Consider the following 14,610-nt stretch of genomic DNA (forward strand, 5'->3'; position numbering starts at 1 on the left):
ATAACCAACATAAACAATACTATTATGAAACTAATCAAGTTGATGGGGTTAACGTTTTTATCCTTATTGTTAACCCATTCAGTAAAAGCGCAACAACCTTACAATGGCTGTTGGCATCCTAATGACATTAGAAATTGGAGTCCTACGAACGATCCTAATGCCAAATTCAACCGCAGTAGAGTGCCTTTGGCAAAGCGTTTTAGAGAGCCTATGGCCATGAAAGCCAATCCAAACCAATACTATGAAGGTCAAATTTGCAACGCATCTATTTTGTATCCTATGTGTAGTTTGTGCCCTTCTCAAGGCGCAAATAACTTCATTGGCTACCAACCCACCTACTGGCAATACATGGATAAGATGGTGTATTGGGCAGGAGCAGCCAACGAAGGCATCATTAACATACCCCCTTGCGGTTCAACCGACGCAGCACATCAAAGCGGAGTGAAGATGTTAGGTAACATATTCTTTCCCCCTTCAGCTTATGGTGGACAACGTATTTGGGTGCAACAAATGCTCACCCGTGTAGATGGAAAGTTCATTTACGCAAAGAAACTCTTCGAAATAGCTAAATACTTTGGTTTCGATGGTTGGTTTATCAACGAAGAAACAGGAGGCGGAAGCACTGATCAATGGGTTCAATTCATTAGAGAATTCAACGAATATGCAGATGCAGAAGGTTATAAAGACATGGAAATTCAGTGGTATCAAGCCTTTGCAGGTGCCAATACACGAATTCTCAATGCTCATAAAAACACCTCACAATTCCTCGATTATGGTAAGGTAGGCGACTATCGCAATATGGCTTCAACCCTTCATTGCACCGAAGAAGAAACCATGCAAAAGATCTATGGTGGAATAGAAACCGTGCAACAAGGTATGACAGGCTATGGAAACCAATTGAGAGGCGCATTTAAAAAAGACAAACACGTGGGCTCTGTGGCTCTATTCTGCCCCGAAGAACACATTTGGAAAGGCAGAGTTAAACGCCTTCTCGACACTCCTCAAGACAATGGAGAAGAAGCATACGCAGCCACTAAGAAAGTATTTGAAAACGAAAACATTGTTTGGGTGAACCGAAATGGTAACCCTGCCGACATTTCTAATAGCGGATCGCAATTCAGTTCATGGCCAGGTATCTCAGGATGCTTGCTCGAACGCTCTTCAATCACCTCCCTTCCCTTCACCACTTCATTCTGTGTGGGCGTGGGTAAATATCGTTTTGTGAAAGGAGAAAAGCGCAATCAACAAGATTGGTATCACTCTGGAACACAAAGTATCATGCCAACATGGCGTTATTGGATAGAAGACGGCAGTCAACTCAAGGTGAGTCTCGATTGGGACGATGCCTATAACTTTGGTAACAGCGTAAAGGTAGCAGGCTTCTTAACCCAAGGCAGTCATCTAATGCGCTTGTATAAAACACAAATCAACATCACCAATGGTGGTAAATTCAAACTTGTTTACAAAACAACCACTGAAAACTCTGTTCATATTAAATTAGGAACACAGAGCGACATCAACAATGGTTTAGAGCAATTAAACAACGTTAGCAGAACCAATGTAAATGGTTGGACAGTAGACGAGTATGACTTAGCAAGCTTTAATGGTAAAACCATTTATATGATTGCGCTCGACTTAAACAGCAACAGCGATGTATCGAACTACGAATTGAAGTTAGGCGAGCTTTCAATGTTGCCCGCTTCTTATCAGCCAATGGCCATGAATGTGTCGAACTTAACCAACGGAACAACCCTAACCGAAGAGGGTGGCGACCTTCGTTTGACATGGGATTGGACCGATAATGCCGACTTCGACCACTTCGATGTATATTCTGTGAACGACAATGGCACTCAACATCTTGTTGGACAAACCCGTGGCGAAGGCTTCTATGTGCCTAAATTCACTCGCAACGGCACCGACCAAGCAGTGAACGTGCGTTTGGTTCCTGTGATGAAAGACGGATCGGAAAGCAACGTTCAAACCCTAAAAGTGAACTATCCTAAGCTCACCGAGCCTGTTATCACCATCAAAACCAATAACAGCTACGTTAAAAAAGGCGATATTGTGAAGCTAACTGCCAGCGGAACAGGCGACCCTACATCGTGGAAATGGACACTTCCTGCATCGTTAGAGCCTGTAAACAACGCTCCTCTCACCTCTTCTTCTATCGCAGTGAGAGCCTTACAAGAAGGCGCACAAAAGGTGAAAGTAGAAGCAACCAACGTTATTGGCACAGGAACAACAGAACAAGTGGTGTTTGATGTGTTGAACGAAGCCGACTTTAACGACATTAAGAACGTGGCATTAAAGAAGAGAGTAGACAGCTTCAACGGCTCTGCAAGCGACAGCGAAACACCTATTAATATTATAGATGGCGTACAAAACCCAACCGACATTCATAAAAAATGGTGTAACATTGCCAGCAACCACGAGTGCGTTATCGACCTTATGGGCACTTATCGCTTATATGGTTTCAAGATTTTCGACTGCAAGTCGGGTCCTGAAAAGAACGAAAACTTCAATAACTATCGCATCTCTGTGAGCGAAGACAATGTGAACTGGACTGTTGTGGTAGACGAAAAGAACCGCTTAAACGACAATGTTAAAACCGATTATATCGCTCCTCGTAAAGCACGTTATGTGAAGTTAAATCCTTATTCTGAAAAGGGTATGACCCTAAGAATATGGGAATTCGAGGTGATGGGAGCCGACTTGAGTAAGATGGCTATCGAAACACCCGACCAAGTGATTCTCAATGCAGGCGAACAACGCAATGTTGAGGTGAAATATATGTTGAATGGCGACGAACGTTCTGCACAATTCGACTGCGAGGTTACTCCTTATAAGGGCGATGTAACCATCACCAATGTTCAACACCATGCCGAAACATCAACTATTAGCTTCACCGTCACAGCCTCAACAAAGATCGGTAACTCTAAAGTAAAGGTGCTTGTGCGCAACGGAAGCATCACTAAAGAGCGCATCTTCAACGTGATTGTAGACGATCCAACAGCTAAGAACATTTTAAAAGGTGTGAAAGCCGAAGTGAGAAAGTATTCTGCTAACTACAGCAGCAACGAAACTTACAGCACATACGAAAACGAAATGCTAACAGATGGCGACCTTTCTACATCTGCTTTCGGTGAAGAATATTTCTATTCTAAATATAACCAAGACCTTTGGAGCGTGTTTGAAGCAACCGATACATGGGATATTTCAAAAGTAAAAATCACTATCGACGACAATAACAAGGGTAAAGACGACAACGATAGAGAGGGATTGGTTTATAAAAACATCGACCTCATGGTTAGTAACAATGGTAACGACTGGGAAACTATCTACACTTTCAAAGACATCAAAGAAGAATCTACCCTTCAATACATTCTTCCTCGTGCTAAAAAAGTGAAATATCTTGCAGTGGTTGCAACCCTCAATCCTTATTTCTATCCTTCTATTACCGAAGTAGAAGCCTTTGAACAAACAGGAAAAGCAGTGTCTGAGGTAGTTCCTCTCAAGATAGAAGACGGCTTTAATGCCGATGTTATTGCCGAAGAAAAGCCTGTTCGTACCTACACCAACGAAACATTAGACTACGAAGGTTGGGTGTTCTATACCTCAGCAGTGAGACCTGAGGGCGCACTTTGCGACAATTCGGGTACTATCATGGCTACATCGGGCAACGAATATCAGTTAGCCGAATTCGATAAAAACAACGCTTTGGTATTGAAAAACAGCTTTATCTTCCCTAAACTCACCTTCGAAACACCTCAATATGGTAGCGAATTGAACCTATTGGTGCTTTCTACAGGCGGAAGAGGCGGTATGATGGTTGTTCCAGTGTATGAAGATGAAACCTCAGGAGATGCTGAACGCTTTGGAATTGACGACTGGAGCATGGCAGGAGTAGATGTAGCTAAAGACGGATTGGGCAAGACTAAGAGAGAAAATGGTCGTGGATTTAACGATGGCGACTACTCTTCTCAACTACAATTCAAGGTTCTTGAGCACAAAATAAAAATCAATCCTGAAAAGCGACTCAAGGCTATTAAGGTGAGAAACACAGCTGCTGGTAAGTCTGTTGCCGTTCTTGCAGCCTCTATTAAAACAGCTATTCCAACAGGAATAAACAACGTAAACAACGATAGCGAAGCACAAGTGGTTGGTATCTACACCATCGACGGATTGCGTTTAACCGCACCTGTTAAGGGAATCAACATCTTGAAGCTATCTAATGGCAAAGTAAAAAAAGTTTTTATTAAATAGTTTTTCTTGCTTAAAAAGCATAAGTGTAGTTCTTCGAGATGAAGGGCTGCACTTTATTTCATTATAGGTTGAGTAGCAAAAAGAGTCTTTAAAACAGCTTTTTACAAGACCTACTGAAACGAAAAAAATAGATATCAAAAAAGTAATAACTAACAAAAACAATTTTATTATGAAGTTTAATCGATGGATATGCTTAACAGCTGTGTCGTTGTTGGTATGCAACGCCATGAAAGCCCAGCAGCCTTATGGAGGATGTTGGCATCCAGAAAAGGTGAAAAACTGGAGTCCTGAAACCGATCCCGATGCGAAATTCAACCGCAGTAGGGTGCCTTTGGCAACACGTTTTCAAGAGCCTCAGCTCATGAAAGCAAACAAAAACCAATATTACGAAGGACAAGTTTGTAACGCAACAATCCTCTTCCCTACCTGTAGTTTATGCCCTTCGCAAGGCGCCAACAACTTCCTTGGCTATCAACCCACCTACTGGCAATACATGGATAAGCTGGTTTATTGGGCTGGTTCGGCTTCAGAAGGTATCATCATTCCACCGCCAAGTGGCTCTATCGACGCTGCCCATCAAAGTGGAGTGAAGGTTCTTGGACAGATATTTTTCCCTCCTTACGCTTTCGGAGGCAATAGTGCTTGGGTGACAGAGATGCTTACTCAAGAAGGTGGAAAATACATCTTTGCTAAGAAACTCTACGAAATTGCGAAATACTTAGGTTTCGAAGGTTGGTTTATCAACGAAGAAACCACTCGTGGACACATTGCTGAGTGGGCTCAATTCATTAAAGAATTCAACGAATATGCAGAGGCCGACGGCAATCATAACATGGAAATTCAATGGTATAATGCCAGTGGTTATCCTAATGCAGAGATATTAAAAACAAACATCAACACATCACAATTCTTAGAATATGGTAGCGTTGGCGATTATAGAAGTCAGGCACCAGACTTCAACTGCAATGCTCGTGACGTTTACAAAAAGGTTTATGGCGGTATTCAAACAGTGTATGCAGGCTTGTGTGGCTTTGGTATGTACCTTAGACAGGCCTTTCCTAAAGACGGACATGTGGGCTCTGTTGACCTATTCTGCCCCGAAGAACGCATTTGGAAAGACAATGTTAAAGACTATTTAGGCACTCCCGATGCACAAGGCGACGTGGCTTATAGTGCTATTCGTCGTACCTTTGATAACGAAGACATCACTTGGGTGAACCGTTCAAAGAACCCTTCTGTCGAAGCAGATCCTGTAGAGAGTTTTAATTCATGGCCAGGTATGTCGGGATGTGTGCTCGAACGCTCTGCAATCACCTCTCTTCCCTTCACAACATCATTCTGTGTGGGTGTGGGTAAGCATCGTTTTGTGAAAGGAGAAAAGCGCAATACACAAGATTGGTATCACTCTGGTATGCAAAGCGTGATGCCTACATGGCGCTGGTGGATTGAAAATGGCAACGGAATAAACCCAACTATCGATTGGGACGTGGCTTATAATGGTAGTAACTCTATCAAAATAGATGCTTCGCTCACACAAGGCGAACACCTTATGCGCCTTTATAAAACCCAAATCAATATCACCGATGGTGGCAAGTTGCGTCTCGTTTATAAAACAACTTCGCAAAATACTGTTGAAGTGAAATTGGGAACAGAGAGTAGTGTCACTGATGGTTTGGTGACATTGACTGGAGTTAATAGAAAAACAGAAGGCGAATGGACGATCGACGAGTATGACTTGAGCCAAGTAAATGGCAAAACTGTTTATATGGTGGCACTCAACTTAAAAGCCGAAAGCCTTATTTTCGACTATAAATTGTGGCTCGGTGAGCTTTCAATGTTGCCTGCAAACTATCAACCAAAGGCAATGAACATCACCAATTTTGCTAACAACACCACTCTTGGAGATAACGGAGGCGACCTTCGTTTGACATGGGATTGGGCAGAAAATAGCGACTTAGACCACTTTGATGTTTACACAAAGAACTCTACTGGCACTGATGTTTTGGTGGGACAAACCCGTGATGAGGCTTTCTATGTGCCTAAGTTCGAACGCAATGCCAACGACCTTAAGCTCGATGTGAAACTTGTTCCTGTGATGAAAGACGGCTCTGAGGGAGCAGCTCAAACCTTAGAAGCAAACTATCCTCAACCCACTGCGCCTAAAGTGATTGTGAAACCTTCGAAAGGTTATATCAAAGTGGGCGAAAAGGTAACGCTTAAAGCTATTGCAACAGGCAACCCAACAGGATTTAAGTGGTTGCTTCCTGCTTCGTTAGAAGTGGTGAATAACGGCTCATTGGTTGCTCCTCAAATCGAAGTAACAGCCCTTAAAGAAGGTAAACAAGACATCACTATCGAGGTAACTAACGCTGTTGGCACTACAAAAGAAACTTTCTCGGCTTTCGATGTGTTGAGCGAATCAGACTTTAATTCGGTTGCTAACGTGGCCATTAAGGGTGTTGTGAAGAGCTTCAACGGCTCAACCAACAACAGAGAAACACCTGCTAACATCATCGATGGTGTGCAAAATCCTGCTGGAGTGTCGGCTAAATGGTGTCACATCGGTACCAACCACGAATGTGTTATCGACTTGAAGACTTCTTATCGTTTGTATGGTTTCAAGATTTTCGACTGCAAGTCGGGTCCTGAAAATAACGAAAACTTCGATAAATACCGCATTTATGTGAGCGAAGACGCTGAAAACTGGACTCTTGTTGTTGACGAAAAGGGTCGTGCAAAAGACAATATTAAGAGCGATAACATCACTCCTACAAGAGCACGCTACGTGAAGTTGAATCCTTATTCAGACGAGGGTATGACTCTAAGAATATGGGAATTCGAGGTATATGGAGCCAATTTGAGTAACATGACCTTAGAAGCACCCAAAGAATTGGTGTTGAATGCCAACGAAAAGAAAGACGTTACGGTTAAATATAACTTAAATGGCGATCCTCGTTCGCCTGAATTTAAGTACACTGTGAAGGTGGTAAGAGGTAAAGCAAGCGTTGGACAAGCTCAAGAAAACCAAGCAGAAGGCACTATCACCTTCCCTGTTACTGCTCAAAACAGCTTCGGAACATCTCAAATTAAAGTGGTTGTAGACAATGGAGGCACTTCTAAAGAATGCGAATTTGCTGTTATCACCGACGATCCTAATGCAGAAAGCGTGTTGAAAGGCATGAGTGCTAATTTAAGAAAGTATGCTGAAGCTTATGGCTACAACGTTCCTTACACTTCAAAAACAACCACTCAGCTAACTGATGGCAACGTAGAAGAACTTGGTTTCGAAGAGTTTGACGACCCATGTAAGAACCGTCAAGACTTCTGGGCTATCTTTGAGTCACCCACTACCTTTAATATTTCAAAGATCAAGGTAAGTATTCCTGAAAACAATATGGGCGAAAACGACAACGAAGAACAAGCTCTTGTTAACAAAGACATTGACATTATGTTGAGTGAGAATGGTGTTGACTGGAGAACTATTCACACCTTTACCGATATTAAGAAAGAATCTTCACTTGTACACTATTTTGCTAAACCTGAAAAAGCAAAATATTTGGCAGTAGTTTCTACTCTTTATCCTCTTAGCTACCCTGCTCTTTCAGAAGTAGAAGTATTTGAACCAGCAGTGAAGAAATCTCAAAACGGAATTGTTCCTGTAACTATTGCAGAAGGTTGGAACGCTGATATCATTGCAGAAGCACGCACAGCAGAAAAGCATACCACTCAAACTCTCGACCGACAAGGTTGGGTGCTCTACACCAATGGTGTTCAAGAACAAGGTGCTTTGTGCGACGAATCGGGCTTAATCACCACAACTGCGGGTAACGATTATCAGTTAGCCGACTTCAGTAGCAACAATGCTTTGGTACTAAAGAATACCTTTAATCCTGGAAGTCTTGTGTTTGAAGAACCAATCACCACCAGCGAACTATATCTATTAGCTATCTGTGCCGACGGAAGTGGCGGTCTTTCAATCACTCCTATCTACAGCGATAACTCACGTGGAGATGTTAGTCGTTTCTATATTTACGACTGGTTTGGAACAAGTGAAGGCACTGCTAAACACGGATTAGGCCGTATTAAGCGCAGTTATAGCAGAGATATGCGTGCCGATGGAATAGATGGTAATTACCAATTCCGCCTATTCGAGCATAAGATGCCTATCGATGAAAGCAAACAATTAAAGGGAATTATGGTGAAGAACTTTAAGAGTGGAACTGTTCCTACATTGCTTGCTGTGTCTATGAAAGAACAAACCACAACAGGAATTGTGCGCATTGCTACCGAAAGCAACAGCACCATCGTGGGTATCTACACCATCGACGGCTTGCGTCTCACCGCTCCTGTTAAGGGAATCAACATCATTAAGTATGCCGACGGCACATTTAAGAAAGTATATATCAAATAATATCGCAACAAAAGCACTCTTGTAGATAGAGTGAAAAACAAAGGAGTGGGTTCTATTTTGTTAGAACTCACTCCTTTTATTTATAAGGTTTGTGATGTTTATTTCACCACCTTTTTATAGGTCTTTTTGCCTTGTTTTACAATAACAACGCCCTTCACTTGGTTTTCTTTCACCTCACGTCCGTTAAGGTCGAATACCTTTCGGGGTTGATTTTCGTCGTACTCTATAGTAGAAACGCTCAAAGGAAATCTGTCTGCGCCCTCTACTTTCCAACCTTTACTTCTTGCTATATCTTGTATTTCTTCAGACATATCGTTGCCATCGCTGGCACTTGACACCACAGCCAATATACCATCGTATTCAGAAGGATCGGTAAGTGTGGGCAAGTAGTTCACCAATTGCAACATTTGAGCAAGACTAATTTGGTTAGAATAGCACTCAAGTACACTTAGAGTGGGGTTATTCGCAATGTTTATCTGTGATATTTGGTTGTTATAGCAAACTATTATTTCCAATTTGTCGTTATCTTTGGCAGTAAAAGAGGTCAACTCGTTGTTTTCGCAATACAGCCATTTAAGCTCTTTGGCATTAGAGATGCTCAACTCTTTCAACTTGTTGTTAGAGCAATTTAAATACTCTAAGCTATTATTTTGGGGAATATCCAATTCAGTTAGTTGGTTATAATCGCAAATGAGATGTTTTAGTTTGCTTTTTTGTGTAGCCTCTAATGTTTTGATCGGAGGGTTATTGGTGCTTAAAGTAGTTGGATTGTTGCTCTTTAGTGATATTGTTTTAATTGAATTATGATCGCAGATCAAATATTCTAAATCAGTATTAGCAACATCTATAGATGTGATATCGTTATAAGGACAATATAAAATCGACAAATCGCCCGATATTTTTATGGTTTTTGATGTAAGACGATAGGTGTTAGATACGAGTGTTTTATTTAAATATTTTAGATCTTCTTGTTGTTCACTCTTCACTAATGTTGCGCCTTCCACTTCGATGTCTGCATGTATTGAAATAGGATCTACATCGTGTATCAATAGAATTTCTTCGCCAATGTTCTTGTCTATGGTTAAAGTGATGTAGGTAACTTCAGGAATTTCGTTAACCACTTGTCTTGAAGTGTTTTTCACTTCCCAGCCTTTGCTAACAGCTAAATCTTTTAGTTGGTTAGAAAAGTTCTTAGAGCCGTTTAGTGTTGGCACCACAACAAGCTTTCCTTTTTTGCCTGCACTGGTGTCTATTGTTGGCAAGTTGTTCACCAATTGCTGCATTTGAGCAAGCGACAAGTTGTTAGAATAGGTTTCTAAAGTATTAAGTTTGGGATTATTAGAAAATTCAAACTGCGAAATTTTAGTATTAAAGAATCTTAGTCTAGCTAGTTCGGGGTTGTTTTTAACAGTGAGTTTTTCAAGTTCATTTCTTGAACAAGAAAGGTCTATAAGATCTTTAAAGTTAGAAACATTCAATTCTTTTAGATTGTTGTAAGCACAAGCTAAGAGCCATAACTTGTTGTTTTGAGGAAGATTGAGGGTAGATATCTTGTTGTAATTACAAGTGAGATATGTTAATTCGCTATTGGTAGACACGTCTAATGCAGTGAGTTGGTTATTTTCGCAATTAAGAGTGCTCAAGTTGTTGTTGCCATTTGTGTTGAGTTCGGTTATAGAGTTGTATGGACAAAATAAATTGACCAACTTAGAATGTGAGAGATCTATCGAGGTGATGCCGTTATTGTTGCAGTAGAGACTTGTTAAATCACCCAAAATTTTCACTGTTTGTGCAGTAAGACTGTAAGTGATGTTTTTTTCGTTTGGCTTTGAAGTATCTTCAGTTTTCACAACAGTTGCACCTTCAACAGTGATGTTGTCCACTGTAACACCTTCTGGAAGTCTAACTGACACCTTGATTTCTTCGCCAACATTTTTGTTTGTTGTGAAAGTGATTGTTGGTTGAGTGCCTTCTTGTTCGAGACTTTGAGTGTTGCCATTGTCTTTTTTAATCGTAACGACATCAAGAGCAGATGAGCCTGTGTTGTTGCCGTTTCGTTGATCAACGCCACGCACTTGGTTCGTTGCAGAATGACTTTCGTTATTAGCAAGATGCGCCAAATAATTGGGATAAGCTCCGTTGAGGAACGCCATGGTTGTGCCTCCCACTAAAAGAAGCATCGAGAGAAATAGTAAAATTCTTTTCATAAATTAAATGTTTTATTGTAGTTATCGCTGCAAATATACGCCTTTTAAAATAAAAAAGTATAAATAAACTCATATGGGGTGAAACAAAACTATATAAAGTATAATAAAAGTTGTATAAATGGCGAACGAAATAGCATTCTTATTAGCAGTTAATAACATTCTTATTGATGCTTAAAAGCATTGCGGTTGACGCCTAAAAGCACTGCCTTTGAAAGGGCTGAAATGTGGCTGAAATACAGCGAAAAGACTTTATTCTTATTTTTATCCCTGTCACTTCCCACAAACAAGAAGAATGGGTAGAAACGGCAAAAGGCATTGACAATGAGGTGAATAGTGAAAAGAATAAAGAAAATGTGCATGCGCCATTGCGTTTAATTATTGATTATAAATATTAAAATATGAAAATTAATTGTTTCGTTGTTGTAGAAACTTTCTAAATTTAGCTCCGCCTTTTGACAATTATTTTATTCTATATAAAAACATAAATGATTATGAAAGTAACCCATGACATGAAGTCTTGCTTCTCTGCACTTCTCATTGCAAGTGGAGCAACGATGTGCTTTCCACTTCAAATGCAAGCAGGAAACCACGTGGTTGCCGCTCCCATTACAGCAGCTCCAGTGCAAACAATCGTAGTAAAAGGTTATGTTCACGACACCAAAGGCGAGCCCGTGATAGGCGCTGGCATACAAGTGGTGGGCTCGAAGATAGCCACAATAACCGATATCGACGGCAAGTTCTCGCTAACAGTACCATCAGGTAGTAGTTTATTAGTTTCTTACATCGGCTTTGTCACTAAAGAAGTGAAAGCGAATGCCAATTTAGATGTAACCCTAAGTGAAGACAATCACTCGTTAGACGAAGTGGTTGTGGTGGGTTATGGCAACATGAAAAAGAGAGATTTAACAGGAGCTATATCATCAGTAAAAGGCTCTGAGGTGGCATTAGCAGGTGTTGCGTCGGCCGCTCATGCGTTAGCTGGAAAGGCAGCAGGTTTATATGTTCGCCAAAACTCTGCACAGCCAGGTGGTGGACTCGATATCTTGGTGCGTGGAGCAGGCTCGGTGAACGCCAATAACGACCCCCTTTATGTTGTAGACGGATTTCCTATTGCAAAGATCGATCAGCCTCAAGGTGTGAACGATCGTATGAATCCAGGAACACAAGGTGTGCTTAACTTCCTTAACCCTAACGACATCGAACGAGTTGAGGTGCTTAAAGACGCTTCGGCAACAGCCATTTATGGTGCTCGTGCGGCAAATGGTGTGGTGATTATCACCACTAAACGAGGTGCTGAAGGTAAGCCACAGGTTGACTATTCGTATAACTATTCGTTCCAAAAATACTCTGATAACTACGACATGTTATCACTTCAAGAGTGGATGGTTGAGAAAAACAAATCTACTTGGGAGTATTGGGTTTGGGAAAACGGCGTTGGTCCATGGGGAGGAAAGACTCTCGAGGCTGCCATTAGATCGCCTAAAGGTGGCTTATCTTACACTCAACCTTACACCGAAGCGCAAATTGCAGCAGCAGGAGCAGGCACCAATTGGTTGGATCTTATCACTCGAAACGGACAAGTGCAAGAACATAACCTTAGTTTAAGAGGTGGTTCGAAGGCTACACAATATATGCTTTCGCTCAATTATTTCGATAATCAAGGTATTATTCGCAATTCGGGAATGACCCGTTACACCCTTAAAACAAATATCGACCAAAAGTTCTTAGACATATTTAAATTGGGATTGAACCTCACCCTCACTCGCATCGACAACGCTAACACACAGCTTGGTGGCGAAAGATGGGAAAAATCGGGAATGATTAGAGCTGCCGTTCAAATGGGACCTCATATCAAAGCCTTCGATCCTGTTACAGGAACTTATCCTATCAACCCATTATTGGGAACTCAACCCAACCCCTATTCGTTGCTCAACAACATCGACGAGAGTAGAACCGACCGTCTTTTGGGTAACATCTTCCTTGAGGCTACTCCTATTCAAGGACTTAGTTTGAAATTGAATGCAGGTATCGACCGCACCAGTCTCTTCCGTGGAACCTACGAACCCAAAACAACTTTGTGGGGACATAACACCAATGGAAATGCAGATGTGTATAACAACGACAACAATCAATATTTGTTAGAAGCCACAGCAAGCTACACTCGTACCTTTAAAGACATTCACAAGTTATTGCTTTTGGCTGGTACATCATACGAACAGTTCGAATTTAAGAACTCAAGAGCAGGTAACAACGACTTCCTTACCGACGCCTTTGGCTATCATAACCTTGATGCTGGAGCAGGACAAAAGCGTGTTGGATCGGGATATAGCAAGAATAACATGGAGAGTTATTTCTTTAGAGCTAACTATATCTTGAAAGACCGCTATTATCTCACTGCTACTATGCGTGCCGATGGTGCCAGTGTGTTTGCAAAGAACCACAAATGGGGTTATTTCCCATCTGTTGCTTTAGGCTGGACAATGAGCGAAGAGCCCTTTATGAAAGACCTTCATTGGCTAAGTATGCTTAAATGGCGTTTGAGTTGGGGACAAACTGGTAACTCAGACATTGGTACAAACGCTTTCACAAGCTATGCTGCACACGCTGCTTTCAATAAAGAAAACAACTCACAAGTGATGGGTGTGTATCGCTCAAGATTGGCTAATCCCGACCTAAAATGGGAAACTACCACTGAATGGAACTTGGGTTTGGATATGGGTTTCTTGAATAACCGTATCCTTGCCAGCGTTGAATTCTATCATAAGGTGGTTTCTGACTTGTTGAACTACAAGCCTTTGAATGCTTATCAAGAGATTACACGAGTGATGGCCAACGTGGGAAAAACCCAAAGTACGGGTGTTGAGCTCACAATTAATACCAAAAACATCGAATCACGCAACTTTAAATGGTCTACAGACTTCACTTTCACTGCCTATAAAGACCGTTGGAAGGAGCGTACTCCCGACTGGAAGCCTGGCGTTTACGAACGAGTAGACGACCCAATTCGTCCTATCTACACTCGTTTGGCAGACCATATCTTGCAAATTGGAGAGCAAGTGCCCGATGCACAACCTCTTTTACGTCCAGGAGAACTCGTTATTAAAGACATCAACGGATATCGTCGTGACGCTAACAAACAACCTATTGTAGACGAAAATGGTCGTTTTGTGCTCACAGGAGAGCCCGATGGCTTGATTGATGATGCCGATAATGTGCTTTTAGGCTCACAAGATCCCAGTTGGTTAGCAGGTATTACCAATACATTTAAATACAAAGATTTCGACTTGAACATTCAACTCAATGGTATGTTTGGTCGCAGAATGCAAGATCCTACAGAGATGGCTTATGGTCTTGGCGGTGGAGATTTGGCTCGATATGGCTACAATGCGTTGAGAAAGATTAAAGATCGTTGGACTTGGGACAACCCTTCTACCACCCAACCCACTTCGTTTAATGGCTGGGGAAACAACTACACATCAGGCGATTGGTATTATCAACGTGCATGGTTCATACGCTTAACCAACATAAGTTTTGGTTGGACGTTGCCAAAAGCATGGATAGCACGCACTAAAGTGTTGTCTCGTGTTCGTCTATCGCTTAGCGCAAACAACCTATTCTGCATCACTCCGTATAAGGGATTAGACCCCGAAACCGACTATTATGCAGCTTCTTATCCCAATGCTCGTACCTATAGCATGGGTATCAATGTAACATTCTAACCCTTAAAAA

The 14,610-nt window shown here is 41.6% G+C and carries 5 protein-coding genes; 4 read left to right on the plus strand and 1 reads right to left on the minus strand.

Annotation, left to right across the window (positions count from 1 at the left end; genetic code table 11):
- Positions 1 to 24 precede the first annotated feature (24 nt).
- Together A3GM_RS0104790 and A3GM_RS0104795 are read left to right on the plus strand one after the other, a co-directional pair.
- Positions 25 to 4,263 carry an endo-beta-N-acetylglucosaminidase gene (locus A3GM_RS0104790; protein ID WP_018362260.1) on the plus strand — a complete coding sequence of 1,413 codons (4,239 nt, stop codon included), beginning with the start codon at positions 25 to 27 and terminating at the stop codon, positions 4,261 to 4,263.
- A gap of 169 nt (positions 4,264 to 4,432) precedes the next feature.
- Positions 4,433 to 8,674 (plus strand): endo-beta-N-acetylglucosaminidase, encoded by a 4,242-nt coding sequence (locus tag A3GM_RS0104795; RefSeq protein ID WP_018362261.1) that lies wholly within the window; start codon positions 4,433 to 4,435, stop codon positions 8,672 to 8,674.
- A 98-nt stretch (positions 8,675 to 8,772) separates the two neighbouring features.
- Here the strand turns inward: A3GM_RS0104795 and A3GM_RS0104800 are convergent, their stop codons facing one another.
- Complete coding sequence (locus A3GM_RS0104800) at positions 8,773 to 10,881, minus strand: leucine-rich repeat domain-containing protein (protein ID WP_154648092.1); 2,109 nt, start codon at positions 10,879 to 10,881, stop codon at positions 8,773 to 8,775.
- A 224-nt stretch (positions 10,882 to 11,105) separates the two neighbouring features.
- Between A3GM_RS0104800 and A3GM_RS11535 the strand changes: the two genes are divergently transcribed.
- Positions 11,106 to 11,276, plus strand: coding sequence for a hypothetical protein (locus A3GM_RS11535; protein WP_018362263.1), 171 nt, complete (start codon positions 11,106 to 11,108; stop codon positions 11,274 to 11,276).
- 90 nt (positions 11,277 to 11,366) lie between these two features.
- Positions 11,367 to 14,600 (plus strand): SusC/RagA family TonB-linked outer membrane protein, encoded by a 3,234-nt coding sequence (locus tag A3GM_RS0104810; protein ID WP_018362264.1) that lies wholly within the window; start codon positions 11,367 to 11,369, stop codon positions 14,598 to 14,600.
- Positions 14,601 to 14,610: the final 10 nt, after the last annotated feature.

The organism is Hoylesella nanceiensis DSM 19126 = JCM 15639 (assembly GCF_000379965.1).
Lineage (GTDB): Bacteria > Bacteroidota > Bacteroidia > Bacteroidales > Bacteroidaceae > Prevotella > Prevotella nanceiensis.